The sequence below is a fragment of the Serratia sp. CY47444 genome (assembly GCF_052168635.1).
Taxonomy (GTDB): Bacteria; Pseudomonadota; Gammaproteobacteria; order Enterobacterales; family Enterobacteriaceae; genus Serratia; species Serratia bockelmannii.
This window is the reverse complement of the sequence record NZ_JBJNMH010000033.1, coordinates 1-25,825: the sequence shown is the minus strand read 5'-3', so window position 1 is coordinate 25,825 and position 25,825 is coordinate 1. Positions and strand designations below refer to the sequence as shown.

General features: G+C 53.1%; 44 protein-coding genes and 1 pseudogene. 39 read left to right on the top strand and 6 right to left on the bottom strand.

Annotation, left to right across the window (positions count from 1 at the left end; all coding sequences use genetic code 11):
• From tuf to ACJ8IL_RS24205, 34 genes and pseudogenes are all read left to right on the top strand, one after another.
• Positions 1 to 156, top strand: a pseudogene (gene tuf, locus ACJ8IL_RS24370) (elongation factor Tu); the annotation flags it as partial.
• Between the two features lie 132 nt (positions 157 to 288).
• Positions 289 to 483 carry a bacterioferritin-associated ferredoxin gene (gene bfd, locus ACJ8IL_RS24365; RefSeq protein WP_015379266.1) on the top strand — a complete coding sequence of 65 codons (195 nt, stop codon included), beginning with the start codon at positions 289 to 291 and terminating at the stop codon, positions 481 to 483.
• Positions 484 to 556: 73 nt separating this feature from the next.
• Positions 557 to 1,036 (top strand): bacterioferritin, encoded by a 480-nt coding sequence (gene bfr, locus ACJ8IL_RS24360; protein ID WP_019456183.1) that lies wholly within the window; start codon positions 557 to 559, stop codon positions 1,034 to 1,036.
• A gap of 385 nt (positions 1,037 to 1,421) precedes the next feature.
• On the top strand, positions 1,422 to 1,733 hold the full coding sequence (gene rpsJ, locus ACJ8IL_RS24355) for a 30S ribosomal protein S10 (RefSeq protein ID WP_001181005.1): 312 nt from the start codon (positions 1,422 to 1,424) through the stop codon (positions 1,731 to 1,733).
• Between the two features lie 32 nt (positions 1,734 to 1,765).
• A complete protein-coding gene (gene rplC / locus ACJ8IL_RS24350; RefSeq protein WP_015379265.1) occupies positions 1,766 to 2,395 on the top strand; it encodes a 50S ribosomal protein L3 in 630 nt (209 codons plus the stop codon).
• 10 nt (positions 2,396 to 2,405) lie between these two features.
• Entirely contained in the window at positions 2,406 to 3,011 is a 606-nt protein-coding gene (rplD, locus tag ACJ8IL_RS24345; RefSeq protein WP_004929779.1) for a 50S ribosomal protein L4, read from the top strand.
• The gene (gene rplW, locus ACJ8IL_RS24340; protein WP_004951179.1) at positions 3,008 to 3,310 is read left to right on the top strand and encodes a 50S ribosomal protein L23; all 303 of its coding nucleotides are present in this window, start codon (positions 3,008 to 3,010) and stop codon (positions 3,308 to 3,310) included. The genes rplD and rplW overlap by 4 nt, the downstream gene beginning before the upstream one ends.
• Before the next feature lie 18 nt (positions 3,311 to 3,328).
• Positions 3,329 to 4,153, top strand: a complete 825-nt coding sequence (gene rplB / locus ACJ8IL_RS24335; protein ID WP_004929775.1) for a 50S ribosomal protein L2 — start codon at positions 3,329 to 3,331, stop codon at positions 4,151 to 4,153.
• A 14-nt stretch (positions 4,154 to 4,167) separates the two neighbouring features.
• Complete coding sequence (gene rpsS, locus ACJ8IL_RS24330; RefSeq protein WP_004929772.1) at positions 4,168 to 4,446, top strand: 30S ribosomal protein S19; 279 nt, start codon at positions 4,168 to 4,170, stop codon at positions 4,444 to 4,446.
• Positions 4,447 to 4,460: 14 nt separating this feature from the next.
• Positions 4,461 to 4,793 (top strand): 50S ribosomal protein L22, encoded by a 333-nt coding sequence (rplV, locus tag ACJ8IL_RS24325; RefSeq protein WP_002223844.1) that lies wholly within the window; start codon positions 4,461 to 4,463, stop codon positions 4,791 to 4,793.
• 17 nt (positions 4,794 to 4,810) lie between these two features.
• Positions 4,811 to 5,509: a 30S ribosomal protein S3 gene (gene rpsC, locus ACJ8IL_RS24320; RefSeq protein ID WP_004929766.1), complete on the top strand. Its 699-nt coding sequence runs from the start codon at positions 4,811 to 4,813 to the stop codon at positions 5,507 to 5,509.
• Between the two features lie 12 nt (positions 5,510 to 5,521).
• Entirely contained in the window at positions 5,522 to 5,932 is a 411-nt protein-coding gene (rplP, locus tag ACJ8IL_RS24315; protein WP_004929764.1) for a 50S ribosomal protein L16, read from the top strand.
• A complete protein-coding gene (gene rpmC, locus ACJ8IL_RS24310) occupies positions 5,932 to 6,123 on the top strand; it encodes a 50S ribosomal protein L29 (RefSeq protein ID WP_004929762.1) in 192 nt (63 codons plus the stop codon). Before rplP ends, rpmC begins: the two co-directional genes overlap by 1 nt.
• On the top strand, positions 6,124 to 6,378 hold the full coding sequence (gene rpsQ, locus ACJ8IL_RS24305; protein WP_004929760.1) for a 30S ribosomal protein S17: 255 nt from the start codon (positions 6,124 to 6,126) through the stop codon (positions 6,376 to 6,378).
• A gap of 172 nt (positions 6,379 to 6,550) precedes the next feature.
• Positions 6,551 to 6,922, top strand: coding sequence for a 50S ribosomal protein L14 (gene rplN / locus ACJ8IL_RS24300; RefSeq protein WP_000613954.1), 372 nt, complete (start codon positions 6,551 to 6,553; stop codon positions 6,920 to 6,922).
• A 9-nt stretch (positions 6,923 to 6,931) separates the two neighbouring features.
• On the top strand, positions 6,932 to 7,246 hold the full coding sequence (gene rplX / locus ACJ8IL_RS24295; RefSeq protein WP_004929758.1) for a 50S ribosomal protein L24: 315 nt from the start codon (positions 6,932 to 6,934) through the stop codon (positions 7,244 to 7,246).
• Positions 7,247 to 7,260: 14 nt separating this feature from the next.
• Positions 7,261 to 7,800 carry a 50S ribosomal protein L5 gene (gene rplE / locus ACJ8IL_RS24290; RefSeq protein WP_004929756.1) on the top strand — a complete coding sequence of 180 codons (540 nt, stop codon included), beginning with the start codon at positions 7,261 to 7,263 and terminating at the stop codon, positions 7,798 to 7,800.
• Between the two features lie 13 nt (positions 7,801 to 7,813).
• On the top strand, positions 7,814 to 8,119 hold the full coding sequence (gene rpsN, locus ACJ8IL_RS24285) for a 30S ribosomal protein S14 (RefSeq protein ID WP_004929754.1): 306 nt from the start codon (positions 7,814 to 7,816) through the stop codon (positions 8,117 to 8,119).
• A gap of 30 nt (positions 8,120 to 8,149) precedes the next feature.
• Entirely contained in the window at positions 8,150 to 8,542 is a 393-nt protein-coding gene (gene rpsH, locus ACJ8IL_RS24280) for a 30S ribosomal protein S8 (protein WP_004929753.1), read from the top strand.
• A gap of 14 nt (positions 8,543 to 8,556) precedes the next feature.
• The gene (rplF, locus tag ACJ8IL_RS24275; protein ID WP_004929751.1) at positions 8,557 to 9,090 is read left to right on the top strand and encodes a 50S ribosomal protein L6; all 534 of its coding nucleotides are present in this window, start codon (positions 8,557 to 8,559) and stop codon (positions 9,088 to 9,090) included.
• Between the two features lie 9 nt (positions 9,091 to 9,099).
• Positions 9,100 to 9,453 carry a 50S ribosomal protein L18 gene (rplR, locus tag ACJ8IL_RS24270; RefSeq protein WP_004929748.1) on the top strand — a complete coding sequence of 118 codons (354 nt, stop codon included), beginning with the start codon at positions 9,100 to 9,102 and terminating at the stop codon, positions 9,451 to 9,453.
• Between the two features lie 14 nt (positions 9,454 to 9,467).
• Positions 9,468 to 9,968, top strand: coding sequence for a 30S ribosomal protein S5 (gene rpsE / locus ACJ8IL_RS24265; protein WP_004929747.1), 501 nt, complete (start codon positions 9,468 to 9,470; stop codon positions 9,966 to 9,968).
• 6 nt (positions 9,969 to 9,974) lie between these two features.
• Positions 9,975 to 10,154 carry a 50S ribosomal protein L30 gene (gene rpmD, locus ACJ8IL_RS24260; RefSeq protein ID WP_048232028.1) on the top strand — a complete coding sequence of 60 codons (180 nt, stop codon included), beginning with the start codon at positions 9,975 to 9,977 and terminating at the stop codon, positions 10,152 to 10,154.
• 3 nt (positions 10,155 to 10,157) lie between these two features.
• Positions 10,158 to 10,592, top strand: a complete 435-nt coding sequence (rplO, locus tag ACJ8IL_RS24255) for a 50S ribosomal protein L15 (protein WP_004929742.1) — start codon at positions 10,158 to 10,160, stop codon at positions 10,590 to 10,592.
• A gap of 7 nt (positions 10,593 to 10,599) precedes the next feature.
• Positions 10,600 to 11,931 (top strand): preprotein translocase subunit SecY, encoded by a 1,332-nt coding sequence (gene secY, locus ACJ8IL_RS24250; protein WP_004929740.1) that lies wholly within the window; start codon positions 10,600 to 10,602, stop codon positions 11,929 to 11,931.
• A 33-nt stretch (positions 11,932 to 11,964) separates the two neighbouring features.
• Positions 11,965 to 12,081: a 50S ribosomal protein L36 gene (gene rpmJ, locus ACJ8IL_RS24245; protein WP_002227352.1), complete on the top strand. Its 117-nt coding sequence runs from the start codon at positions 11,965 to 11,967 to the stop codon at positions 12,079 to 12,081.
• Between the two features lie 148 nt (positions 12,082 to 12,229).
• The gene (gene rpsM, locus ACJ8IL_RS24240) at positions 12,230 to 12,586 is read left to right on the top strand and encodes a 30S ribosomal protein S13 (RefSeq protein ID WP_004929734.1); all 357 of its coding nucleotides are present in this window, start codon (positions 12,230 to 12,232) and stop codon (positions 12,584 to 12,586) included.
• A gap of 16 nt (positions 12,587 to 12,602) precedes the next feature.
• Entirely contained in the window at positions 12,603 to 12,992 is a 390-nt protein-coding gene (rpsK, locus tag ACJ8IL_RS24235) for a 30S ribosomal protein S11 (protein WP_004929731.1), read from the top strand.
• Between the two features lie 30 nt (positions 12,993 to 13,022).
• Positions 13,023 to 13,643, top strand: a complete 621-nt coding sequence (gene rpsD, locus ACJ8IL_RS24230; RefSeq protein ID WP_025304496.1) for a 30S ribosomal protein S4 — start codon at positions 13,023 to 13,025, stop codon at positions 13,641 to 13,643.
• A 25-nt stretch (positions 13,644 to 13,668) separates the two neighbouring features.
• Positions 13,669 to 14,658 (top strand): DNA-directed RNA polymerase subunit alpha, encoded by a 990-nt coding sequence (locus ACJ8IL_RS24225; RefSeq protein WP_002919219.1) that lies wholly within the window; start codon positions 13,669 to 13,671, stop codon positions 14,656 to 14,658.
• 40 nt (positions 14,659 to 14,698) lie between these two features.
• Complete coding sequence (gene rplQ, locus ACJ8IL_RS24220) at positions 14,699 to 15,088, top strand: 50S ribosomal protein L17 (protein WP_004929726.1); 390 nt, start codon at positions 14,699 to 14,701, stop codon at positions 15,086 to 15,088.
• Between the two features lie 148 nt (positions 15,089 to 15,236).
• On the top strand, positions 15,237 to 15,611 hold the full coding sequence (locus ACJ8IL_RS24215; protein ID WP_049208531.1) for a DUF1992 domain-containing protein: 375 nt from the start codon (positions 15,237 to 15,239) through the stop codon (positions 15,609 to 15,611).
• The gene (zntR, locus tag ACJ8IL_RS24210; protein ID WP_016930321.1) at positions 15,611 to 16,042 is read left to right on the top strand and encodes a Zn(2+)-responsive transcriptional regulator; all 432 of its coding nucleotides are present in this window, start codon (positions 15,611 to 15,613) and stop codon (positions 16,040 to 16,042) included. Before ACJ8IL_RS24215 ends, zntR begins: the two co-directional genes overlap by 1 nt.
• 74 nt (positions 16,043 to 16,116) lie before the next feature.
• On the top strand, positions 16,117 to 16,323 hold the full coding sequence (locus ACJ8IL_RS24205; RefSeq protein ID WP_025304494.1) for an alternative ribosome-rescue factor A: 207 nt from the start codon (positions 16,117 to 16,119) through the stop codon (positions 16,321 to 16,323).
• A 57-nt stretch (positions 16,324 to 16,380) separates the two neighbouring features.
• Here ACJ8IL_RS24205 and mscL read toward each other — a convergent pair whose 3' ends face one another.
• The 5 genes from mscL to def form a co-directional block, all read right to left on the bottom strand.
• On the bottom strand, positions 16,381 to 16,797 hold the full coding sequence (gene mscL / locus ACJ8IL_RS24200) for a large-conductance mechanosensitive channel protein MscL (protein WP_049208534.1): 417 nt from the start codon (positions 16,795 to 16,797) through the stop codon (positions 16,381 to 16,383).
• A gap of 137 nt (positions 16,798 to 16,934) precedes the next feature.
• Positions 16,935 to 18,311: a Trk system potassium transporter TrkA gene (gene trkA, locus ACJ8IL_RS24195; protein WP_004929716.1), complete on the bottom strand. Its 1,377-nt coding sequence runs from the start codon at positions 18,309 to 18,311 to the stop codon at positions 16,935 to 16,937.
• 55 nt (positions 18,312 to 18,366) lie between these two features.
• A complete protein-coding gene (gene rsmB, locus ACJ8IL_RS24190) occupies positions 18,367 to 19,656 on the bottom strand; it encodes a 16S rRNA (cytosine(967)-C(5))-methyltransferase RsmB (protein WP_099817689.1) in 1,290 nt (429 codons plus the stop codon).
• Positions 19,657 to 19,728: 72 nt separating this feature from the next.
• Positions 19,729 to 20,673 (bottom strand): methionyl-tRNA formyltransferase, encoded by a 945-nt coding sequence (gene fmt, locus ACJ8IL_RS24185; RefSeq protein ID WP_141999077.1) that lies wholly within the window; start codon positions 20,671 to 20,673, stop codon positions 19,729 to 19,731.
• Positions 20,674 to 20,690: 17 nt separating this feature from the next.
• Positions 20,691 to 21,200 (bottom strand): peptide deformylase, encoded by a 510-nt coding sequence (def, locus tag ACJ8IL_RS24180; protein WP_015379260.1) that lies wholly within the window; start codon positions 21,198 to 21,200, stop codon positions 20,691 to 20,693.
• 133 nt (positions 21,201 to 21,333) lie between these two features.
• Between def and dprA the strand changes: the two genes are divergently transcribed.
• The 5 genes from dprA to aroE are packed head-to-tail and all read left to right on the top strand — an operon-like array spanning position 21,334 to position 24,878.
• Complete coding sequence (dprA, locus tag ACJ8IL_RS24175; RefSeq protein WP_043138824.1) at positions 21,334 to 22,455, top strand: DNA-protecting protein DprA; 1,122 nt, start codon at positions 21,334 to 21,336, stop codon at positions 22,453 to 22,455.
• The gene (smg, locus tag ACJ8IL_RS24170) at positions 22,427 to 22,900 is read left to right on the top strand and encodes a DUF494 family protein Smg (protein ID WP_025160381.1); all 474 of its coding nucleotides are present in this window, start codon (positions 22,427 to 22,429) and stop codon (positions 22,898 to 22,900) included. Before dprA ends, smg begins: the two co-directional genes overlap by 29 nt.
• Before the next feature lie 25 nt (positions 22,901 to 22,925).
• Positions 22,926 to 23,471, top strand: a complete 546-nt coding sequence (locus tag ACJ8IL_RS24165) for a DNA topoisomerase family protein (RefSeq protein ID WP_025304489.1) — start codon at positions 22,926 to 22,928, stop codon at positions 23,469 to 23,471.
• 7 nt (positions 23,472 to 23,478) lie between these two features.
• A complete protein-coding gene (gene tsaC, locus ACJ8IL_RS24160; RefSeq protein ID WP_049203938.1) occupies positions 23,479 to 24,048 on the top strand; it encodes an L-threonylcarbamoyladenylate synthase type 1 TsaC in 570 nt (189 codons plus the stop codon).
• A gap of 11 nt (positions 24,049 to 24,059) precedes the next feature.
• On the top strand, positions 24,060 to 24,878 hold the full coding sequence (aroE, locus tag ACJ8IL_RS24155; RefSeq protein ID WP_197770609.1) for a shikimate dehydrogenase: 819 nt from the start codon (positions 24,060 to 24,062) through the stop codon (positions 24,876 to 24,878).
• Positions 24,879 to 24,915: 37 nt separating this feature from the next.
• Here the strand turns inward: aroE and ACJ8IL_RS24150 are convergent, their stop codons facing one another.
• The gene (locus tag ACJ8IL_RS24150; protein WP_025304486.1) at positions 24,916 to 25,458 is read right to left on the bottom strand and encodes a gamma carbonic anhydrase family protein; all 543 of its coding nucleotides are present in this window, start codon (positions 25,456 to 25,458) and stop codon (positions 24,916 to 24,918) included.
• Positions 25,459 to 25,825: the final 367 nt, after the last annotated feature.

Here is a 25,825-nt window from a genome sequence, read left to right as displayed (position 1 = left end):
CTGCCAGAAGGCGTAGAGATGGTAATGCCAGGCGACAACGTGAACATGGTTGTAACCCTGATTCACCCAATCGCGATGGACGACGGTCTGCGTTTCGCAATCCGTGAAGGCGGCCGTACTGTAGGCGCTGGTGTTGTTGCTAAAGTTATCGCTTAATCGCGAATAATTTTTCGACACAAAAAAGGGGCACTTCGGTGCCCTTTTTTTATGCAATTTGCTCAAATCTTAATTGAAATAAAAACCATTCCTATTTAGACTCAATGCATTGGTTAAGAAGTGAGTCTCTCTATGTATGTATGTCTGTGTAATGCGGTGACTGACAAAGCGATCCGTAATGCGGTGCGTCAGCACAATCCCCATACCATGAAGCAGCTGCGTGAACTTGTGCCGATTGGTACCGATTGTGGAAAGTGCATTCGTCAGGCAAGACAGATTATGGTGGAGGAACGCGGAACTATCATCCCAATGCATGAAGTTGCCTAACAAAGGGTAAGGTTATTTTTGACTCTTGGCTTACAGGTTCTACACTTTTAGAACTGGCCAGGAGGAGTTACCTATGAAAGGCGATAAAAAGATCATTGCTCACCTCAACAAGCTGCTCGGCAACGAGCTGGTTGCCATCAATCAATATTTCCTGCACGCCCGCATGTTCAAGAATTGGGGCTTAATGCGCCTCAACGACAAGGAATACCACGAGTCGATCGACGAAATGAAACATGCCGATCGCTACATCGAGCGTATCCTGTTCCTGGAAGGGCTTCCTAACCTGCAAGATCTCGGCAAGCTGAACATCGGCGAAGACATTGAAGAGATGCTGCGTTCCGATCTGGCTCTGGAGCTGGCTGGTGCCAAGAACCTGCGTGAAGGTATCGCCTATGCCGATTCTATTCACGATTATGTCAGCCGCGATTTGATGATCGATATCCTGGCCGATGAAGAAGAGCATATCGACTGGCTGGAAACCGAGCTGGACCTCATCGCTCGCCTCGGTATTCAAAACTATGCCCAGGCCCAGATTTTGGAGCGCAAAGAGTAAAGCCTTCAGCCTATTCGCCATTGCCTCTCCTGCCGGCGGCCGTTTTCACGGCGGGGCAGGGGAGAGCTCAACCCACCCTAAGCATAATTCATTCCCTGCTCACCGTGCTAACCCGCAAACTGATACTGAACGCGCAAAAATGACGATTTCCTGAGCATATTTCCAACTGCGGCTTGCTTCCTGGGCCATTTTGCGTATAATGCGCGGGCTTACCTAATCTTGGTAAGCCTGATTTTAGCGAATCAGTCGATTGGCAGGCCTTTTTTGCCTTTCGAACAATACTCCCGATATGGGGGTTATATGTTGACGATTACACTCCCCCATCAATCGAAATGGGTGTGAGGAGTAATTATTTACGTTTATAAATAATTGGAGCTCTGGTCTCATGCAGAACCAAAGAATCCGTATCCGCCTGAAAGCGTTTGATCATCGTCTGATCGATCAATCAACCGCGGAAATCGTCGAGACTGCAAAGCGCACTGGTGCGCAAGTCCGTGGTCCGATCCCGCTGCCAACTCGCAAAGAGCGCTTTACCGTTCTGATCTCTCCGCACGTCAACAAAGACGCGCGCGATCAGTACGAGATTCGCACTCACAAGCGTCTGGTTGACATCGTTGAGCCAACCGAGAAAACCGTTGATGCTCTGATGCGTCTGGATCTGGCTGCCGGTGTAGACGTGCAGATCAGCCTGGGTTAATCAGGTCATTGAGCGATTGAGAGGTTGAAACAATGATTGGTTTAGTCGGTAAAAAAGTGGGTATGACCCGTATCTTCACTGAAGATGGCGTTTCTATCCCAGTAACCGTAATTGAAATTGAAGCGAACCGTGTGACTCAGGTTAAAAGCCTGGACACCGACGGTTACCGTGCCGTTCAGGTTACCACTGGTAGCAAAAAAGCTAACCGTGTAACCAAGCCGGAAGCGGGCCATTTCGCTAAAGCTGGCGTTGAAGCTGGCCGTGGTCTGTGGGAATTCCGCCTTGAAGAAGGTCAAGAGTTCGCTGCAGGTCAGGAAATTAGCGTAGAAATCTTCGCTGACGTTAAAAAAGTCGATGTTACCGGTACTTCTAAAGGTAAAGGTTTTGCTGGCACTGTTAAGCGCTGGAACTTCCGTACCCAAGACGCTACCCACGGTAACTCCTTGTCTCACCGCGTTCCGGGTTCTATCGGTCAGAACCAGACTCCGGGCAAAGTGTTCAAAGGCAAGAAAATGGCTGGCCACCTGGGTGATGAGCGCGTAACCGTTCAGAGCCTGGACGTAGTACGTGTTGACGCTGAGCGCAACCTGCTGCTGGTTAAGGGTGCTGTACCGGGCGCAACCGGTGGCAACCTGATCGTTAAACCAGCTGTGAAGGCGTAAGGGGATAGCAATGGAATTAGTATTGAAAGACGCGCAAAGCGCGCTGACTGTTTCCGAAACTACCTTCGGTCGTGATTTCAACGAAGCGCTGGTACACCAGGTTGTTGTTGCTTATGCAGCAGGTGCCCGTCAAGGTACCCGTGCTCAGAAGACCCGTGCTGAAGTAACTGGTTCCGGCAAAAAGCCATGGCGTCAGAAAGGCACCGGCCGTGCGCGTTCAGGTTCTGTAAAGAGCCCGATCTGGCGTTCAGGCGGCGTGACCTTTGCTGCTAAGCCACAGGACCACAGTCAGAAAGTAAACAAAAAGATGTACCGCGGCGCGCTGAAAAGCATCCTGTCCGAGCTGGTACGTCAAGATCGTCTGATCGTTGTCGAGAAGTTCTCTGTAGAAGCGCCTAAAACTAAGCTGCTGGCACAGAAACTGAAAGATATGGCTCTGGAAGACGTGCTGATCGTGACCGGTGAACTGGATGAGAATCTGTTCCTGGCAGCTCGCAACCTGTACAAGGTTGACGTGCGCGATGTAGCAGGTATCGATCCGGTTAGCCTGATCGCCTTCGACAAAGTGGTTATGACTGCTGATGCTGTGAAGCAAGTTGAGGAGATGCTGGCATGATCCGTGAAGAACGTTTGCTGAAAGTGCTGCGTGCACCGCACGTATCTGAAAAAGCATCCGCTGCGATGGAAAAAAGCAACACCATCGTTCTCAAAGTTGCCAAAGACGCGACCAAAGCAGAAATCAAAGCTGCAGTGCAGAAACTGTTTGAAGTCGAAGTCGAAGACGTGAACACCCTGGTAGTTAAAGGGAAAGTGAAGCGTCACGGTCAGCGTGTTGGTCGTCGTAGCGACTGGAAAAAAGCTTACGTCACCCTGAAAGAAGGCCAGAATCTGGACTTCATCGGCGGCGCAGAGTAAGTCGGAGGAGTAAGAACAATGGCAATTGTTAAATGTAAACCTACATCTCCGGGTCGTCGCCACGTTGTTAAAGTGGTTAACCCTGAGCTGCACAAGGGTAAACCTTATGCCCCGCTGCTGGAAAAACTGAGCAAAAGCGGTGGTCGTAACAACAATGGCCGTATCACCACCCGTCATATCGGTGGTGGCCACAAGCAACATTATCGTCTGGTTGACTTCAAGCGCAACAAAGACGGTATCCCTGCTGTGGTTGAGCGTCTGGAGTACGATCCGAACCGTTCCGCGAACATCGCGCTGGTTCTGTACAAAGACGGCGAACGCCGTTACATCCTGGCGCCGAAAGGCCTGAAAGCTGGTGACCAGATTCAATCTGGCGTTGATGCTGCAATCAAAGCGGGCAACACCCTGCCGATGCGCAACATTCCAGTTGGTTCAACGGTTCACAACGTAGAAATGAAACCAGGTAAAGGCGGCCAGATGGCTCGCTCCGCTGGTGCCTACGTTCAGATCGTTGCTCGTGATGGTTCCTACGTAACTCTGCGTCTGCGCTCTGGCGAAATGCGTAAAGTTCCAGCTGATTGCCGCGCCACCCTGGGTGAAGTCGGTAACGCTGAACACATGCTTCGCGTTCTGGGTAAAGCAGGTGCTGCACGTTGGCGTGGTGTTCGTCCTACCGTTCGCGGTACGGCGATGAACCCGGTAGATCACCCGCACGGTGGTGGTGAAGGTCGTAACTTTGGTAAGCACCCGGTAACTCCGTGGGGCGTTCAGACCAAAGGTAAGAAGACCCGTAGCAACAAGCGTACTGATAAGTTCATCGTACGTCGCCGTAGCAAAAAATAATTAGAGGATAAGCCATGCCACGTTCTCTCAAGAAAGGTCCTTTTATTGACCTGCACTTGCTGAAGAAGGTAGAGAAAGCGGTGGAAAGCGGTGACAAGAAGCCTTTGCGCACTTGGTCCCGTCGTTCAACGATCTTTCCTAACATGATCGGTTTGACCATCGCTGTCCATAATGGTCGTCAGCACGTACCAGTGTTCGTTTCCGATGAAATGGTCGGTCACAAACTGGGTGAATTCGCGCCGACTCGTACTTATCGCGGCCATGCGGCTGATAAAAAAGCTAAAAAGCGCTAAGGTAGGAGGAAGAGATGGAAACTATCGCTAAACATCGCCACGCTCGTTCTTCTGCTCAGAAGGTTCGCCTTGTTGCTGACCTGATTCGCGGTAAGAAAGTGTCGCAAGCTCTGGAAACTCTGACCTACACCAACAAGAAAGCTGCTGGTCTGGTTAAGAAAGTGCTGGAGTCTGCCATTGCTAACGCAGAACACAACGATGGCGCTGACATCGATGATCTGAAAGTTACGAAAATCTTCGTAGACGAAGGCCCAAGCATGAAGCGCATTATGCCGCGTGCGAAAGGTCGTGCAGATCGCATCCTGAAGCGCACCAGCCACATTACTGTGGTTGTGTCCGATCGCTGAGACTCTGGAGACTAGCAATGGGTCAGAAAGTACATCCTAATGGTATTCGCCTGGGTATTGTCAAACCTTGGAACTCTACTTGGTATGCGAATACCAAAGAATTCGCTGACAACCTGGACAGCGACTTTAAAGTTCGTCAATTCCTGACTAAGGAACTGTCGAAAGCTTCCGTTTCTCGCATCGTTATCGAGCGTCCTGCGAAGAGCATCCGTGTGACCATTCACACTGCTCGCCCAGGCATCGTTATCGGCAAGAAAGGTGAAGACGTCGAAAAACTGCGCAAGGTCGTAGCGGACATCGCTGGCGTTCCTGCACAGATCAACATCGCCGAAGTCCGTAAACCGGAACTCGACGCTAAATTGGTTGCTGACAGCATCACTTCTCAGCTGGAACGTCGCGTTATGTTCCGTCGTGCTATGAAGCGTGCAGTACAGAACGCAATGCGTCTTGGCGCTAAAGGTATCAAAGTTGAAGTAAGCGGCCGTCTTGGCGGCGCTGAAATCGCACGTACCGAATGGTACCGCGAAGGTCGTGTTCCATTGCACACTCTGCGTGCGGACATCGACTACAACACATCTGAAGCGCACACCACTTATGGTGTAATCGGCGTTAAGGTATGGATCTTCAAAGGTGAGATCCTGGGTGGTATGGCTGCAGTTGAACAACCGGAACCGGCTGCTCAACCTAAAAAGCAGCAGCGTAAAGGCCGCAAGTAAGGAGAGTCGCTGATGTTACAACCAAAGCGTACAAAATTCCGTAAGGTGCACAAGGGCCGCAACCGTGGTCTGGCGCAAGGTACGGATGTTAGCTTCGGCACTTTCGGTCTGAAAGCTGTTGGCCGTGGCCGTCTGACTGCTCGTCAAATCGAAGCAGCTCGTCGTGCAATGACTCGTGCAGTTAAGCGTCAAGGCAAGATCTGGATCCGTGTATTCCCGGACAAACCGATCACCGAGAAGCCGCTGGAAGTGCGTATGGGTAAAGGTAAGGGTAACGTGGAGTATTGGGTTGCCCTGATCCAGCCTGGTAAGGTCCTGTACGAAATGGACGGCGTGCCAGAAGAGGTTGCCCGCGAGGCATTCAAACTGGCAGCAGCGAAACTGCCGATCAAAACCACCTTTGTAACTAAGACGGTGATGTAATGAAAGCACAAGAGCTGCGTGAAAAAAGCGTTGAAGAGCTGAATGCCGAGCTGCTCAACCTGCTGCGTGAGCAATTCAACTTGCGCATGCAGGCGGCCAGTGGCCAGCTGCAACAAACTCACCTGTTGAAACAAGTGCGTCGTGACGTCGCACGCGTTAAGACTTTACTGACTCAAAAGGCGGGTGTGTAAATGACTGAAGTTATCCGTACCCTGCAGGGTCGTGTTGTTAGCGATAAAATGGAGAAATCCATCGTTGTTGCTATCGAACGTACTGTGAAGCACCCGATCTACGGGAAATTCATCAAACGTACGACCAAGCTGCACGTACATGACGAGAACAACGAATGTGGTACCGGCGACGTGGTGGAAATCCGCGAATGCCGCCCACTGTCCAAGACTAAGTCCTGGACGTTGGTTCGCGTTGTAGAGAAAGCGATTCTGTAATAGAGTAGCTGGCTCTCACTTAATAAACGGCTCAGAAAATGAGCCGTTTATTTTTTCTACCCATACCAAGTAAGCGGTGTTATAATGCTGCGCCCTCGGTTATGGGGCTTTTCAACGGCCTAATTTTTACTTGGGTCTTTAAAGTAGTAGTTGACATTAGCGGAGCACTAAAATGATCCAAGAACAGACTATGCTGAACGTCGCCGACAACTCCGGTGCACGTCGCGTAATGTGTATCAAGGTTCTAGGTGGCTCGCACCGTCGCTACGCAGGCGTCGGCGACATCATCAAAATTACCATCAAGGAAGCAATTCCTCGCGGTAAGGTGAAGAAAGGCGATGTTCTGAAGGCGGTAGTGGTGCGCACCAAGAAGGGTGTACGTCGCCCGGACGGTTCTGTCATTCGCTTCGATGGCAATGCATGCGTTATTTTGAACAATAACAGCGAGCAGCCTATCGGTACGCGTATTTTTGGGCCGGTAACTCGTGAACTGCGTAATGAGAAGTTCATGAAAATTATCTCTCTGGCACCAGAAGTACTCTAAGGAGCGAACATGGCAGCGAAGATCCGTCGTGATGACGAAGTTATCGTGATTACCGGGAAAGACAAAGGTAAGCGCGGTAAAGTAAAAAATGTCCTGTCTGCTGGCAAGGTCATTGTTGAAGGCATCAACCTGGTTAAGAAACACCAGAAGCCGGTTCCGGCTCTGAACCAACCAGGCGGCATTGTGGAAAAAGAAGCTGCAATTCAGGTTTCTAACATTGCTATCTTCAACGCGGCTACCGGCAAGGCTGACCGTGTAGGCTTTAGATTCGAAGACGGCAAAAAAGTCCGTTTCTTCAAGTCTAACAGCGAAACTATCAAGTAATTTGGAGTAATACGATGGCGAAACTGCATGATTACTACAAAGACGAGGTAGTCAAACAACTGATGTCTCAGTTTGATTACAACTCTGTCATGCAAGTCCCTCGGGTCGAGAAGATCACCCTGAACATGGGTGTTGGTGAAGCGATTGCTGACAAGAAACTGCTGGATAACGCCGCAGCGGACCTGGCAGCTATCTCCGGTCAAAAACCGTTGATCACCAAAGCCCGCAAATCTGTTGCAGGCTTCAAAATCCGTCAGGGCTATCCGATCGGCTGTAAAGTAACTCTGCGTGGCGAACGCATGTGGGAGTTCTTTGAGCGTCTGATCTCCATTGCTGTTCCACGTATCCGTGACTTCCGTGGCCTGTCCGCCAAGTCATTCGATGGCCGTGGCAACTACAGCATGGGCGTGCGTGAGCAAATCATCTTCCCAGAAATCGACTACGACAAAGTCGATCGCGTTCGTGGTTTGGATATTACCATTACCACTACTGCGAAATCTGATGATGAAGGCCGCGCGCTGCTGGCTGCTTTTAACTTCCCGTTCCGCAAGTAAGGCAGGGTTACTGATGGCTAAGCAATCAATGAAAGCACGCGAAGTCAAGCGCGTGAAATTAGCTGACAAGTTCTTTGCAAAACGCGCTGAACTGAAAGCTATTATCTCTGATGTGAACGCATCCGATGAAGATCGTTGGAATGCCGTTCTCAAGCTGCAAACTCTGCCGCGTGATTCCAGCCCGTCTCGTCAGCGTAAACGCTGCCGCCAAACTGGCCGTCCACATGGTTATGTGGGCAAATTCGGGTTGAGCCGTATTAAGCTTCGTGAAGCCGCTATGCGCGGTGAAGTACCAGGCTTGAAAAAGGCTAGCTGGTAATTACCAATTGAATCACGGGAGTAAAGACAGATGAGCATGCAAGATCCGATCGCGGATATGCTGACCCGTATCCGTAACGGTCAAGCCGCGAACAAAGTTGCGGTCACCATGCCTTCCTCCAAGCTGAAAGTGGCAATTGCCAACGTGCTGAAGGAAGAAGGTTTTATTGAAGATTTCAAAATCGAAGGCGACGCCAAGCCTGTTCTGGAACTGGTACTGAAGTACTTCCAGGGCAAAGCTGTGGTAGAAAGCATTCAACGTATCAGCCGTCCAGGTCTGCGCATCTACAAGAAAAAAGATGAGCTGCCAAAAGTTATGGCCGGTTTGGGTATCGCTGTTGTTTCTACCTCTAAAGGTGTTATGACCGATCGTGCAGCTCGCCAGGCTGGTCTTGGTGGCGAGATTATCTGCTACGTAGCTTAATTCGGGAGGAAAGAATGTCTCGTGTTGCAAAAGCACCCGTCGTCATTCCTGCCGGCGTAGAGGTAAAACTCAACGGTCAGGTTATTTCGATTAAGGGTAAAAACGGCGAGTTGACTCGTACTATCCACGACGCCGTTGAAGTGAAGCAAGAAGCTAACGCACTGACTTTCGCTCCGCGCGAAGGTTTTGCTAACGCATGGGCTCAAGCGGGTACCACGCGCGCTCTGCTGAACGCAATGGTTGTTGGTGTTACCGAAGGCTTCACCAAAAAGCTTCAACTGGTAGGTGTTGGTTATCGTGCTGCCGTTAAAGGCAACGTGGTGAATTTGGCCCTGGGCTTCTCTCACCCTATCGATCACCAGCTGCCGGCAGGTATCACTGCTGAATGCCCAAGCCAAACTGAAATCGTGCTGAAAGGCGCTGATAAGCAGGTTATTGGCCAGGTAGCAGCAGATCTGCGCGCTTACCGTCGTCCTGAGCCTTACAAAGGCAAAGGTGTTCGTTACGCCGACGAAGTCGTGCGTACCAAAGAGGCTAAGAAGAAGTAAGGTAACACTATGGATAAGAAATCTGCTCGTATCCGTCGTGCGACCCGCGCACGCCGCAAGCTCCAAGAGCTGGGTGCAACCCGCCTGGTGGTACATCGTACCCCGCGTCATATTTACGCACAGGTGATTGCTCCAAACGGTTCTGAAGTACTGGTAGCCGCTTCTACTTTAGAAAAAGCTATCGCGGAGCAACTGAAGTATTCCGGTAACAAAGACGCAGCAGCAGCCGTAGGTAAAGCTCTGGCTGAGCGCGCGTTGGAAAAAGGGATTGCGAAAGTATCCTTTGACCGTTCCGGTTTCCAATATCATGGTCGAGTCCAGGCACTGGCAGATGCTGCCCGTGAAGCTGGCCTTCAGTTCTAAGGAAGAGGTTTAAGATGGCTCACATCGAAAAACAAGCTGGCGAACTGCAGGAAAAGCTGATCGCGGTAAACCGCGTATCTAAAACCGTAAAAGGTGGCCGTATTTTCAGCTTTACCGCACTGACTGTAGTTGGTGATGGTAACGGTCGCGTTGGTTTTGGCTACGGCAAAGCACGCGAAGTTCCAGCAGCGATCCAGAAAGCGATGGAAAAAGCCCGTCGCAACATGATGAACGTCGCGCTGAACAGCGGCACCCTGCAGCACCCTGTTAAGGGCGCTCACACGGGTTCTCGCGTGTTCATGCAGCCTGCTCATGAAGGTACCGGTATCATCGCGGGTGGTGCAATGCGCGCCGTTCTCGAAGTTGCTGGGGTGCACAACGTATTGGCTAAAGCTTATGGTTCCACCAACCCGATCAACGTGGTTCGTGCAACTATCGATGCTCTGGCGAATATGAAGTCTCCTGAAATGGTCGCTGCTAAGCGTGGTAAATCCGTTGCCGACATTCTGGGGTAATTGACCATGGCTAAGACTATTAAAGTTACACAAACTCGCAGCTCAATTGGCCGTCTGCCGAAGCATAAAGCTACTCTGCTCGGTCTGGGTCTGCGTCGTATTGGTCACACCGTAGAGCGCGAGGATACTCCTGCTGTTCGCGGTATGGTCAACCTGGTTTCCTACATGGTTAAAGTTGAGGAGTAACAGATGCGTTTAAATACTCTGTCTCCGGCTGAAGGTGCCAAGCATGCGCCTAAGCGTGTAGGTCGTGGTATTGGTTCTGGCCTGGGTAAAACCGGCGGCCGTGGTCACAAAGGTCAGAAGTCTCGTTCTGGCGGTGGCGTACGTCGTGGTTTTGAAGGTGGTCAGATGCCTCTGTACCGTCGTCTGCCGAAATTCGGCTTCACTTCACGCAAAGCGATGATCACGGCAGAAGTTCGTCTGTCTGAACTGGCTCTGGTTGAAGGCGATGTTATCGACCTGAACGCGCTGAAAGCCGCTAACGTAGTTGGTGTCCAGATCGAATTCGCGAAAGTTGTACTTTCTGGCGAAGTCGCTCGTCCGGTAACCCTGCGTGGTCTGCGTGTCACCAAAGGCGCTCGTGCTGCTATCGAGGCTGCTGGCGGTAAAATTGAGGAATAAGTAGCAGATGGCTAAGCAACCAGGATTAGATTTTCAAAGTGCTAAAGGCGGGCTCGGCGAGCTGAAGCGCAGACTTTTGTTTGTCATCGGCGCGCTGATTGTCTTCCGCATCGGCTCTTTCATTCCGATTCCTGGTATCGATGCCACTGTGCTTGCCAAATTGCTTGAGCAGCAGAGAGGCACTATCATTGAAATGTTTAACATGTTCTCTGGTGGTGCCCTCAGCCGTGCTTCTATCTTTGCTCTGGGGATCATGCCGTATATCTCGGCATCGATCATTATCCAGCTGCTGACGGTGGTTCATCCAGCGTTGGCGGAAATCAAGAAAGAAGGGGAGGCTGGCCGTCGCAAGATTAGCCAGTACACCCGTTACGGTACGCTGGTATTGGCCATATTCCAGTCGATTGGTATTGCTACCGGTCTGCCGAATATGCCTGGTATGCAGGGCCTGGTGTTAAACCCAGGCTTTGCATTCTACTTTACTGCGGTTGTGAGCCTGGTAACCGGGACAATGTTCCTGATGTGGCTGGGTGAGCAGATTACTGAGCGTGGTATCGGCAACGGTATCTCGATCATTATCTTCGCGGGTATTGTAGCGGGGCTCCCGCCGGCAGTGGCCCATACTATCGAGCAAGCGCGGCAAGGCGACCTGCACTTCCTCCTGCTGCTGTTGGTTGCAGTATTGGTGTTTGCAGTAACCTTCTTCGTTGTTTTCATCGAGCGTGGTCAACGTCGTATCGTCGTTAACTATGCGAAGCGTCAACAAGGTCGTCGTGTTTATGCAGCACAGAGTACACATTTACCGTTGAAAGTGAACATGGCGGGTGTTATCCCGGCGATTTTCGCTTCCAGCATTATTCTGTTCCCGGCCACGATTGCATCATGGTTTGGGGGCGGTACCGGTTGGAACTGGCTGACTACGATTTCGCTGTATTTGCAGCCAGGGCAACCGCTTTATGTGTTACTCTATGCGTCTGCAATCATCTTCTTCTGTTTCTTCTACACGGCGTTGGTTTTCAACCCGCGTGAGACAGCAGATAACCTGAAGAAGTCCGGTGCCTTCGTACCAGGAATTCGTCCGGGAGAGCAAACGGCGAAGTATATCGATAAAGTAATGACGCGTTTAACCCTGGTGGGCGCGATGTACATTACTTTCATCTGCCTGATCCCGGAGTTCATGCGTGATGCAATGAAAGTACCATTCTACTTTGGTGGTACCTCGCTACTGATCGTGGTTGTCGTCATCATGGACTTTATGGCTCAAGTGCAAACTCTGATGATGTCAAGTCAGTACGAGTCTGCATTGAAGAAAGCAAATCTGAAAGGCTATAACCGCTAGTCAGATTCGTTTGAGAAGTTACGGAGAGTAAAAATGAAAGTTCGTGCTTCCGTCAAGAAATTATGTCGTAACTGCAAAATCGTTAAGCGTAACGGTGTCGTTCGTGTGATTTGCAGCGCCGAGCCGAAGCATAAACAGCGTCAAGGCTGATTATCTCGCATATTTTTCTTGCAAAGTTGGGTTGAGCTGGCTAGATTAGCCAGCCAATCTTTTGTATGTCGCACTGCAACATTATTTGAGTATCCTGAAAACGGGCTTTTCAGAATGGTGTTGCTGTATAAAATAGTAGGAGTGCATAGTGGCCCGTATAGCAGGCATTAACATTCCTGATCATAAACATACCGTTATCGCCTTAACGTCGATCTTCGGTATCGGTAAAACCCGTTCACAGGCTATCTGTGCATCCACGGGTATTGCTGAAAATGTTAAGATCAGTGAGCTGTCTGAAGAGCAAATCGAAAAGCTTCGTGATGCAGTTGCCAAATACACCGTTGAGGGTGATTTGCGTCGTGAAATTACCCTGAGCATCAAGCGTCTTATGGACCTTGGTTGCTATCGTGGTTTGCGTCATCGTCGTGGTCTGCCGGTACGCGGTCAGCGCACCAAGACCAACGCTCGTACCCGTAAGGGTCCGCGCAAGCCGATCAAGAAATAATCGGGGTTATTGAATAATGGCAAAGGCACCTGTTCGTACACGTAAGCGTGTAAGAAAGCAAGTCTCTGACGGCGTGGCTCATATCCATGCTTCTTTCAACAACACCATCGTTACCATCACTGATCGTCAGGGTAATGCTTTGGGTTGGGCAACAGCCGGTGGTTCCGGTTTCCGTGGTTCTCGTAAGTCCACTCCGTTCGCAGCACAGGTTGCAGCAGAACGTTGTGCTGACGCAGTAAAAGAATACGGTATCAAGAACCTGGAAGTTATGGTTAAAGGACCTGGTCCTGGTCGTGAGTCTACTATCCGCGCTCTGAACGCGGCTGGTTTCCGCATCACTAATATTACTGATGTGACTCCGATCCCTCATAACGGTTGTCGTCCGCCGAAAAAGCGCCGCGTGTAACGCAGCTTTTAGGATTGTTGGAGAAAGAAAATGGCAAGATATTTGGGTCCTAAGCTCAAGCTGAGCCGTCGTGAGGGCACAGACCTGTTCCTTAAGTCTGGCGTTCGCGCGATCGATTCCAAGTGTAAAATTGAACAAGCACCTGGTCAGCACGGTGCGCGTAAACCGCGTCTGTCTGATTACGGTGTTCAGTTGCGTGAGAAGCAGAAAGTTCGCCGTATGTACGGCATTCTGGAGCGTCAATTCCGTAACTATTACAAAGAAGCAACCCGCCTGAAGGGCAACACCGGTGAAAACCTGTTGCAGCTGCTGGAAGGTCGTCTGGACAACGTTGTTTACCGTATGGGCTTCGGCGCTACTCGTGCAGAGTCACGTCAGCTGGTTAGCCACAAAGCAGTTATGGTAAACGGTCACGTTGTTAACATCGCTTCTTATCAGGTATCTCCGAATGACGTAGTCAGCATCCGCGAGAAAGCTAAAAAGCAGTCTCGTGTTAAAGCTTCTCTGGAGCTGGCTGAGCAGCGTGAAAAGCCGACTTGGCTGGAAGTTGATGCTGCTAAGATGGAAGGCGTGTTCAAGCGTATGCCTGAACGTACCGATCTGTCTGCGGACATTAACGAACACCTGATCGTCGAGCTTTACTCCAAGTAAAGCTTAGTACCAAAGAGAGGACACAATGCAGGGTTCTGTGACAGAGTTTCTAAAACCGCGCCTGGTAGATATCGAGCAAGTCAGTTCGACGCACGCCAAGGTGACCCTTGAGCCTTTAGAGCGTGGCTTTGGCCATACTCTTGGCAACGCACTGCGCCGTATTCTGCTTTCATCTATGCCGGGTTGCGCGGTGACCGAGGTTGAGATTGATGGTGTACTGCATGAGTACAGCACCAAAGAAGGCGTACAGGAAGATATCCTGGAGATCCTGCTCAACCTGAAAGGGCTGGCGGTGAGAGTTCAAGGCAAAGACGAAGTTATTCTTACCCTGAATAAATCTGGCATTGGCCCTGTGACCGCTGCCGACATCACCCATGATGGTGATGTCGAAATCGTCAAGCCTCAGCACGTGATTTGCCACCTGACTGATGAGAACGCGGCTATCAGCATGCGTATCAAAGTTCAGCGCGGTCGCGGTTATGTGCCGGCTTCTGCCCGAATTCATTCGGAAGAAGATGAGCGCCCAATCGGTCGTCTGTTGGTTGACGCCTGCTACAGCCCTGTAGAGCGTATCGCCTACAATGTTGAAGCTGCGCGTGTAGAACAGCGTACTGACTTGGATAAGCTGGTCATCGAGATGGAGACCAATGGCACGATCGATCCTGAAGAGGCGATCCGCCGTGCGGCCACCATTCTGGCTGAACAACTTGAAGCTTTCGTTGACCTGCGTGATGTACGTCAGCCGGAAGTTAAAGAAGAGAAACCAGAGTTCGATCCGATCTTGCTGCGCCCTGTTGACGATCTGGAATTGACTGTCCGCTCTGCTAACTGCCTCAAGGCAGAAGCTATCCACTACATCGGTGATCTGGTACAGCGTACCGAGGTTGAGTTGCTGAAAACGCCAAACCTGGGTAAAAAATCTCTTACCGAGATTAAAGACGTGCTGGCCTCACGTGGTCTGTCTCTGGGCATGCGCCTGGAAAACTGGCCGCCGGCAAGCATTGCTGACGAGTAACCGGATCACAGGTTAAGGTTTTACTGAGAAGGATAAGGTCATGCGCCATCGTAAGAGTGGTCGTCAACTGAACCGTAACAGCAGCCATCGCCAGGCTATGTTCCGTAACATGGCCGGCTCTTTGGTTCGTCATGAGATCATCAAGACGACCCTGCCAAAAGCAAAAGAGCTGCGTCGCGTTGTTGAGCCGCTGATTACTCTTGCCAAGACCGACAGCGTAGCTAATCGTCGTCTGGCATTCGCCCGTACTCGTGATAACGAGATCGTGGCAAAACTGTTTAACGAGCTGGGCCCGCGTTTCGCGAGCCGTGCCGGTGGTTACACTCGCATTCTGAAGTGTGGCTTCCGCGCAGGCGACAACGCGCCGATGGCATACATCGAGCTGGTTGATCGTGCTGAGTCTCAAGCAGAAGTGGCAACTGCAGAGTAATCTGTAGACGCGTAAAAAAACCGGGCTTGCCCGGTTTTTTTACGTCCAAATTCAGCCAAATGTGCGCAATTCCCCCGCTGTGCTTAAGATCCTCGCCCCTATCCGCTATGCTAAGGCTTAATCATTAGGCTAACCGAGGCTGTTTGCCATGGGGTTGCTCGATCAATGGGCGGAACGTCATATCCTTGATGCCCAAGATAAAGGCGAGTTCGACAATTTGCCCGGCCAGGGACAACCATTAGCGCTGGAAGATGACAGCGCGGTGCCGGCTGAACTGCGCGCGGGTTACCGTCTGCTGAAAAATGCCGGTTACTTGCCACCGGAACTGGAAGATCGCAAAGAGGCGCTAACTGTTGCTCGCTTACTGCAAGGGATCAACAGTGAGCATCCAGACTATGTCGATCTCAGCAAGCGCATGTTGCTGTTGGAACATCGATTGCGTCAGGCTGGGATGAGCACGGATTTCTTGCATGGTGAATATCAGTGCGCACTGGATGGCAAGTTCACCCGAGAGGAGCAGTAATGTTCAAGATAGGTCAGTTGGCCAAGCTTGCCGAAGTAACGCCTGATACCGTGCGTTACTATGAAAAGCAGGGCATGATGGATCACAATGTCCGCACCGAGGGCGGTTATCGACTCTACACCGAGCAGGATCTTCAACGGCTGCGCTTTATTCGCTATGCTAAGCAGTTGGGATTTACTCTGGAAACGATCGCTGAGCTGCTGTCGATCCGCGTCGATCCTGAGCATCATACCTGCCAGGAGTCAAAGTCGATCGTTGATGCGCGCCTGAGCGAAGTGGAAAGCAAGTTGGCTGAGCTGACGCGTATGCGTGAATCGTTGAAGCGGCTGAGCGACGCCTGCTGTGGCACTGCCCATACCAGCAATTATTGTTCGATCCTGGAAGCTTTGGAACAGGGCGCCAGCGATGACAAAGGCAAAAAAGGTTGCTGACGGCACTTTAATTTTTATATCGCCGGCAGTATTATCGCCCCGTTTTATCCCTCATATTTTACAGGAGCATTATCATGACGAAATATCGTCACACCAAAGGCCAGATTCAAGATAACGCCATTGAGGCGCTGCTGCATGATCCTCTATTCCGTCAGCGGGTAGAAAAGAATGTGAAAGGTAAAGGCAGCTATCGGCGTAAAGAAAAACACAACAAAGGCGGTAACTGGGAGGCCAGTGGTAAAGTATCAAGCGATAATTTACCACTGGCCTTCTGGTTTTAAGTATTAAAAAAGCCACCTTCATCAGGTGGCTTTTTATTGGCATAACCAAACGCTGTCTTACAGTTTTGGCTGCTGTTGCTGGCTCAGCAAATCACGGATTTCCGTCAGCAGTTTCTCTTCTGCGGTAGGTGCCGGCGGCGCTGCGGGCACTTCTTCTTGTTTGCGGCGCATTTTGTTCATCAATTTAATCGCCAGGAAGATGGCGAAGGCGACAATCACGAAGTCGAATACGGTTTGGATGAATGAACCGTAGTTCATTACCACCGCCGGTACGGCGCCCTGAGCTTCACGTAATACCAGATGGAACTGTTTAAAGTCGACGCCGCCGATCAGTAAGCCCAGCGGTGGCATGATGATATCAGCCACGAAGGACGAAACGATCTTGCCGAATGCGGCACCGATAATCACACCGACGGCCAGATCGACCACGTTGCCACGCATGGCAAATTCGCGAAACTCTTTCAACATACTCATAGAACGCACCCCTTGCAGAATTAATAACTCAAGTTTAACAAAGCAATTTCCCTTTGCCACAAAAGGAGAGAAGTTTTATCTCCTCCCAAGGCAGAGAACAACCACGCGATTATAGACCATAGCCAAATAAATTCGTTCTACAAGAAGAACGGGCTCGGTTGGAACAAGCGTTCAACGTCAGGCACGAATTTCTTGTCGGTAATAAACATGATGACGTGATCGCCCTGTTCGATTTTGCTGTTGCCGTTGGCAATGATCACGTCGTCGCCACGCACGATCGCACCGATGGTCGTCCCCGGTGGCAACTTGATATCTTCGACGATGCGGCCGACCACTTTGGACGTGCTTTCATCGCCGTGGGCAATCGCCTCGATCGCTTCCGCCACGCCGCGGCGCAGCGACGAAACGCTGACGATATCCGCTTTGCGCACGTGCCCCAACAGGGCGGAGATGGTCGCCTGCTGCGGCGAAATGGCGATATCAATCACGCTGCCCTGCACCAGATCGACATAGGCGCGGCGCTGGATCAATACCATTACCTTCTTGGCGCCCATGCGCTTAGCCAGCATGGCGGACATGATGTTGGCCTCATCGTCGTTGGTGATGGCGATGAAAACATCCACCTGCTCGACGTGCTCTTCGGCCAGCAGTTCCTGATCGGAGGCATCGCCGTAGAACACGATGGTATCGTGCAGCTGTTCGGCGAGTTCGGCGGCGCGTTGCTGATTCCGCTCGATCAGTTTGACGTTGTAGTCTTTTTCCAGCTTGGCGGCCAGGCCGGCGCCGACGTTGCCGCCGCCGACGATCATGATGCGCTTATACGGTTTTTCTAGCCGCTGCAGTTCGCTCATCACCGCGCGGATGTGCTGTGAGGCGGCGACGAAGAACACTTCATCACCGGCTTCGATAATGGTCGAGCCTTGCGGACGGATCGGCCGATCCTGGCGGAAAATAGCGGCGACGCGGGTGTCAATATGCGGCATGTGTTCGCGCATTGAAGAGAGCGCATTGCCGACCAGCGGGCCGCCGTAATAGGCTTTAACCGCGGCGATGCTGACCTTGCCTTCGGCGAAGTTAACCACCTGCAGTGCCCCGGGGTACTCAATCAGCTTGTAGATATAGTCAATGACCAGCTGCTCCGGCGAAATCAGATGGTCGATTGGCACCGCTTCCGGCAGGAACAGTTTCTCCGACTCGCGGATGTATTCCGGCGCGCGGATGCGGGCGATACGGTTGGGAGTATTAAACAGAGAATAGGCGATCTGGCAGGCGATCATGTTGGTTTCGTCGGAGTTGGTGACGGCAACCAGCATGTCGGCGTCTTCTGCGCCGGCTTCGCGCAGCACCCGAGGATGGGAGCCATGTCCCTGAACCACCCGAAGATCGAATTTATCCTGCAGCTGACGTAACCGACCGGAATCGGTATCGACGACGGTGATGTCGTTGTTTTCACCCACCAGGTTTTCCGCCAGCGTCCCGCCAACCTGACCGGCACCAAGAATAATTATTTTCATCGTGTTCTCTGCTTCACACTGAAAGACTTAGGGCGCGCGAGCACGCCCTGAAGAATTACATTTTAATCAGCTTAGCGTAAAAGAAGCCATCGCCGTCCTCGGGATGCGGGATATTCTGCCGCCCTGGCCGCTGCGCATCGCCGGTTTCAACCAGCTTGGCATCGGCGTGGCGCTGCAAGAACGCGGCGATCTGGCTGCTGTTTTCATCCGGCAGGATAGAGCAGGTGGCGTAAACCATCACGCCGCCCGATTTCAGATGCGGCCAGACGGCTTCCAGGATCTCGGCCTGAAGCGCGGCGAGTTCGGCGATGTCGCGATCGCGGCGCAGCCATTTGATGTCGGGGTGACGGCGGATCACGCCGGTAGCGGAACAAGGCGCGTCCAACAGGATACGGTCGAACTGTTTGTCACCGCACCATTGTTGCGGAGTGCGGCCATCGCCCAGCTTAACTTCTGCGTGCAAACGCAGGCGCTGCAGGTTTTCCTTCACCCGTGCCAGACGCTGTTCGTCGATATCGACGGCCATGACGTGCGCTTTCGGCGCCGCTTCCAGAATATGCGTGGTTTTGCCGCCAGGAGCGGCGCACAAATCGAGGATCTGTTCGCCGTCTTGCGGATCCAACAGATCGACACAGCCCTGGGCTGAGGCATCTTGCACGGTGACCCAGCCGTCGGCGAACCCAGGCAGATCGGCCACGGCGCAAGGCGCCAGCAACCGCACTGCGTCGGCATAGTCTGCATGAGGCTCCGCGGCGATGCCGGTGTCGGTCAACAGCTGCAGGTAAGCTTCGCGGCTGTGATGCAGGCGGTTGACGCGCAGCCACATTGGTGGCTTCTGGTTATTGGCGTCGACGATCTGTTCCCAGTTGGCGGGATAAGCTTGTTGAATGCGTTTCAGCAACCAGCTCGGGTGCAGATAGCGGCTGTCGTTGTTGGCCGCGCGCTGTAGCAGCTCTTCCTGCTGGCGCTGGAACTGCCGCAAGACACCGTTAATCAGGCCTTTCAACTGCGGGCGTTTCAGCGCTACCGCGCCTTCTACGGTTTCTGCCAGCACGGCGTGCGCCGGGATACGGGTATACAACAGCTGATACAAGCCGACCATCAGCAAATAGTGCAGCGTACGCTGCTTGCCGGTCAGCGGCTTGGCCATCAATTGTTGAATACACCATTCAAGCTGCGGCAGTACACGTAACGTGCCGAAGCACAGTTCCTGCAGCAACCCGCGGTCTTTATCGCTGATGGAGGTTTGCAGTGCCGGCAGGACAGTGCTTAGCGACTGCCCTTGATCCAGTACCTGGCCGATGGCTTTGGCAGCGATGCTGCGGAGATTGTAATTATTTTTCATAGGCTGAAGCTGATAACGATCGGCATTAAGAAAATAACGGCCCGACGATGAACGGCCGGGCTGTGGGGTGACTTACAGCCGGTTACCCGGGGTAAACCATTCACGACGTGAATTTAATAGGTCTTGCGCCAACATCGGTTTCTTGCCGGCGGGCTGCAGTTGGATCAGGTTGAGGATACCGTCGGCAGTCGCCACCTGAATACCGTGCTTGTCGGCATGGACAACGGTGCCTGGCTCCGCGTTGGCGCTTTGCGCCAGTACGCTGGCCTGCCACACTTTCACCGGTTGATCGTCGATGGTGAAATAGCTGACCGGCCAAGGGTTGAAGGCGCGGATGCAGCGCTCCAGCTGTGCGGCGGACAGTGTCCAGTCGAGACGAGCTTCTTCTTTGCTCAGTTTCTCGGCGTAGGTGACCAGCGCTTCATCCTGAACTTCGCGGGTGGCGCTGCCGTCTGCCATTTGGTGCAGCGTAGTCAACATGCCCTGCGGGCCGAGCTGTGCCAGCTTGTCGTAGAGACTGGCGCTGGTATCGCTGCTCTCAATCGGGCAAGCAATCTTGTGCATCATGTCACCGGTATCGAGACCGACGTCCATCTGCATGATGGTCACGCCGGTTTCGCTGTCACCGGCCCAGAGCGAACGCTGGATCGGCGCCGCGCCGCGCCAGCGAGGCAGCAGCGAGCCATGTACGTTGATGCAACCGAGACGCGGCATATCCAGCACCGCCTGCGGCAGGATCAGCCCGTAGGCCACTACCACCATCACGTCGGCGTTGAGATCGGCCACCAGGTGCTGGTTCTCTTCGGGACGCAGCGATTTGGGCTGAAATACCGGCAGTTGGTGCTGCTCGGCCAGCACTTTGACCGGGCTGGGCGTCAGCTTGTTGCCGCGGCCTGCCGGGCGGTCGGGCTGGGTAAAAACGCCGACAATCTGGTGCTCAGATGACAACAGCGCGTCAAGATGACGCGCTGCGAAGTCTGGTGTTCCGGCGAAAATAATCCGTAAAGAGTCAGACACGTTGATTTCCTGATCGGTTAGGCGCGGGCTTGAAGCTTGGCCATTTTTTCCAGTTTCTGACGAATGCGCTGACGCTTGAGCGGCGACAGGTAATCGACGAACAGTTTGCCCATCAGGTGATCCATCTCGTGCTGGATGCAGATCGCCAACAGGTCGTCCGCTTCCAGTTCGAAAGGTTTGCCTTCGCGATCCAGTGCGCGGATCTTCACCTGCGCGGCGCGCGGCACTAACGCACGCTGCTCGGGAATGGAAAGACAGCCTTCCTCGATGCCGGTTTCGCCGCTTTTTTCCAGCAGCTCCGGGTTGATCAGCACCAGGCGCTGATCGCGATTCTCGGAGACGTCGATCACGATAATGCGCTGATGGATATCCACCTGAGTCGCAGCCAAGCCAATGCCTTCCTCTGCGTACATGGTTTCAAACATATCATCCACGATGCGCTGGATATCTGCATTGACTTCTTTTACCGGCGCTGCGACTTTGCGCAGACGCTCGTCTGGGAAATGTAATACCTGCAAGACTGACATATATCTTTAGATCTGTATCCGAGTAATGAACGAGGTTTAACCTCTATTCTAGACATTTCCCGACCTGATTGACAGCATTGTGCACCAATTGCTCAGATTGGTAATACCACCGTTTTTGCTGAGGGAACAGACGATGCGGCCGGAAGAGATCGCTTTACGGATGCGAGGGGTAACGGGGCTACAGACCGTCGTGGCCAGCCGGATCGTGCAGCAGCTATCGCAAATGGGTTGCGAGCCTCGCCGCGTGCTGCATGAGCTGGGATTGAACGAACGGCAGCAGACGCAGTTCAACCAGTTGGATCCCGGTTATCTGTCGGCCAGCCTGCGTTGGTTGGAGCTGCCGGCGCACCGTATGCTGAACTATGGGGCGGCCGGCTATCCCGAACGCCTGGCCCAGATCGACGATGCGCCGCTATTTTTGCTGATCGAGGGCGATCCTCAGGCGTTGTTGCACCCGCAGCTCGCCATGGTTGGCAGCCGGCAGTTCAGCCACTACGGCGAACGTTGGGCTAACCATTTTGCCGAGGAATTGGCGCGTTGCGGCTTCACCATCACCAGCGGTCTGGCTATCGGCATCGACGGTATTTGCCATCGTGCGGCGCTGGCGGCCGGTGGCTGCACGATTGCGGTGTTGGGTAGCGGGCTGGGCAATATCTATCCGCGCCGGCACCGCCGGCTCGCGGAGCAGATAGTCGAGCAGGGCGGCGCTGTGATTTCAGATCATTTAGTCACCGACTTGCCTCTGGCCGACCATTTTCCTCGCCGTAACCGTATTATCAGCGGGCTCAGCCTGGGCGTTCTGGTCATAGAGGCTTCGCTGCGCAGCGGTACCTTGGTGACGGCTCGCTATGCGTTGGAGCAGGGGCGTGAGGTGTTCGCCTTGCCTGGGCCATTGGGAAACCCGATGAGTGAGGGTACGCATTGGTTAATCCAGCAGGGTGCGCATCTGGTCACCGGGCCGAAAGATATCGCCGAATTGCTGGGAAGCGGCCTTCAATGGCTGTCACTGAACGAAAATACAACTATTTGTGCGTCGCAGGCTGAAGTTGAATTGCCATTTGCCGATGTGTTGGCTAACGTAGGAGATGAGGTGACACCTGTTGACGTCGTCGCTGAACGTGCCGGCCAACCTGTGCCAGTGGTGGTAATCAAGTTACTCGAACTGGAGTTAGCAGGGTGGATCGCAGCTGTACCCGGCGGCTATGTCCGAATAAGGAGGGCAAGCCATGTTCGACGTACTCATGTACTTGTTTGAAACTTATATCCACAATGAACCAGAGATGCGCGTCGATCAGGATCAACTGACCGATGATCTCGCTCAGGCGGGGTTTCATCGGGATGATATCTACAACGCGTTGAATTGGCTTGAGAAGTTGGCTGACCTGCAAGAAGGTCAAAATGCCCCTTACTTTATGGATGCCGATCCGCTGGCAATGCGGATCTATACCGAAGAGGAAGGTGCGCGTTTGGACGCCGGCTGCCGTGGTTTTCTCCTGTTCCTGGAACAGATTCAGGTATTGAACCTCGAAACCCGTGAAATGGTTATCGATCGCGTTATGGCTTTGGATAATGCGGAATTCGATCTCGAAGATCTGAAATGGGTCGTGTTGATGGTGCTGTTTAATATCCCCGGATATGAAAGCGCCTATCAGCAAATGGAAGAACTGTTGTTTGAAGTGAACGAAGGTTATCTGCATTGAGCCGATAACGCGCATAGAAGACGTTATGACAAAAAACGCGATTTTTGCCGCCAGGCAAAATGAACCCTGCCCGGAATGCGGGGCCGAGCTGGTGATCCGTAGCGGTCGCCACGGCCCCTTCCTCGGCTGTTCCCAGTATCCTGAATGCCAATATATTCGCCCGCTGAAAGCGCAGGCCGATGGGCATATCGTCAAAGTGTTGGATGGGCAACCGTGCCCGAAGTGTCAGGCGACGTTGGTGCTGCGCCAGGGGCGCTATGGCATGTTTATCGGATGCAGCGATTATCCGCAATGCGATCACACTGAAGTGATCGATAAGCCTGATGAAACCGCCATTACCTGTCCGCAGTGCGGCCAAGGCAAACTGCTGCAGCGCAAGTCGCGTTACGGCAAGGTTTTTCATTCCTGCGATCGTTACCCGGAATGCCAGTTCGCCCTCAATGTTAAACCTGTCGCCGGTGAATGCGCCTATTGCCATTATCCGCTGCTGATGGAAAAGCGCACGGCAAAAGGGCCCGTCCTGTGCTGCGCCAGCAAGCTGTGCGGAAAACCCGTCGCGACTACAGAATAATCACATCATGAACTCAGAATTAAGCCCGAACCTTTTATCTATCATCGATGCTTTGCATCAACAGCAGGTGATTGCCTATCCTACCGAAGCCGTATTCGGCCTGGGTTGCGATCCCGACAGCGAACAGGCGGTCAATGCATTGCTGGCGCTGAAACAGCGGCCGTGGGAAAAGGGGCTGATTCTGATCGCCGCCGACTATGCGCAGCTTAAACCTTATATCGACGACAGTGCGCTCAGCGAACAGCAGCGCACGACGATGTTTGCCAGCTGGCCTGGGCCGGTAACCTGGGTGTTGCCTGCTCGCCCGGAGACGCCGCGTTTGTTGACCGGGCGTTTCAGCTCGCTGGCGGTGCGCGTCAGCGATCATCCGTTGGTGCAGCTGCTGTGCCGGCAGTACGGAAAGCCGCTGGTGTCGACCAGCGCCAATCTCAGCGGGCTGGAGCCGTGCCGCAGTGCCGATGAGGTTACACGGCAATTCGGCGAAGCTTTCCCAGTATTGGCCGGCGAGGTGGGCGGCCGTCTTAATCCTTCCGAAATCAGAGATGTTCTGACCGGCGAACAGATCCGTCAGGGCTAGAGGTAATAGGCATGGAGAAGTTTGCGGTATTTGGCAACCCTATCGGCCACAGCAAGTCGCCGCGAATTCATGCGCTGTTTGCTGCCCAGACCGGCATTGAGCATCCTTATGGAACAGTGCTGGCGCCGCTGGACGGTTTTGAAACCAGCCTGCAGGCGTTTATCCACGCCGGAGGGCTGGGGGCGAACGTCACGGTGCCTTTCAAGGAACGAGCTTATTCGGCCGCTTCTGAGCTGAGCGAGCGCGCAGCGATGGCCGGGGCGGTCAATACTCTAAAGGTGTTGCCGAATGGCGGTCTATTGGGGGATAACACCGACGGCATCGGTTTGCTGACCGATCTGCAGCGTCAGCAATTGATCCGGCCGCAGGATCGCATTCTGCTGGTGGGCGCCGGCGGTGCGGCGCGCGGTGTGATCCTGCCGCTGCTGTCTTTCGGCTGCCGGTTAACAATCACCAACCGTACCTTCAGCCGAGCTCGGGAGCTGGCCGACGTTTTCCGGCATCTGGGGGAGATCTCGGCGGCGCCGATGGATCAATGTGATCAGCAAGCATTCGATCTGGTGATCAATGCGACGGCGTCCGGCATCAGCGGGGAGGTCCCGGCGTTGCCTGCGGGCGTAGTTAACGCGCAAACCCGTTGCTATGACATGTTTTATCAGCAGGGCGTCACGCCGTTTCTAGCCTGGGCGCAGAAGCTGGGGGCAACGGAATATGCCGATGGGCTGGGTATGCTGGTGGGGCAGGCGGCGCATGCCTTCCTGCTTTGGCACGGCGTAATGCCAGAGATCGAGCCGGTATTGCGCCAGCTGCGCAGCGAACTGGCGGCATAAATCCCGCCCCGTTCTCTTTATAGGGAACGGGGGGCTGTCAGATGTCTTCCGACAGGTATTCATCTTTCCAGCGTACATAGTTGTTCGAAGAATAAAGCAACCCTTCCAACTCGGCGGCGGTTAACGGCCGAATCTGGCGTGCCGGGCTACCCATATAGAGATAGCCGCTGGCCAGACGTTTGCCTGGCGCCACTAAACTGCCGGCGCCAATCATCACGTCGTCTTCTATTACTGCACCGTCCAACAGGATCGATCCCATACCGACCAGCACTCGGTTGCCGATGGCGCAGCCGTGCAGCATCGCTTTATGGCCCACGGTCACGTCTTCTCCAATCAGCAGGGGATAACCGTCAGGGTTATGTTCGGAGCGATGAGTCACGTGCAGTACGCTGCCGTCCTGAATATTGCTGCGTGCGCCGATCTTTACCGCATTGACGTCGCCGCGGATGGCGACCAGCGGCCAGATACTGACGTCATCCGCCAGATCGACGTCGCCGATGACGACGCTGGAAGGATCGATCAGGACGCGCTGACCGAGTTTAGGGGTGTATTGAAGATAAGAACGTACTGCATCGGACATAGTGCTGCCTCACCTCGGGATCATATTTACCGGCAATACTAGACTCTGACGATGGAATTACAACCAATCTCAGCGCCGGATCCTGCGGAAAATGGCCCTGATCGCACAAGATCCATCCGGAAGGGCTGAAAAGTGTGCAAACAGAAAGAAAAGATCAAAAAAGGGGTTGTGCAAAAAACTCGGATCCCTATAATGCGCCTCCATCGACACGGCGCAAGTGATTCACTTCACACAGCGGCCGGGAAGAAAGAGAAAAAATCCTGAAAATTAGGGTTGACTCTGAAAGAGGAAAGCGTAATATACGCCACCTCGAGTTAGCAAGCGAAAGCGCCTAACTCACTGCTCTTTAACAATTTATCAGACAATC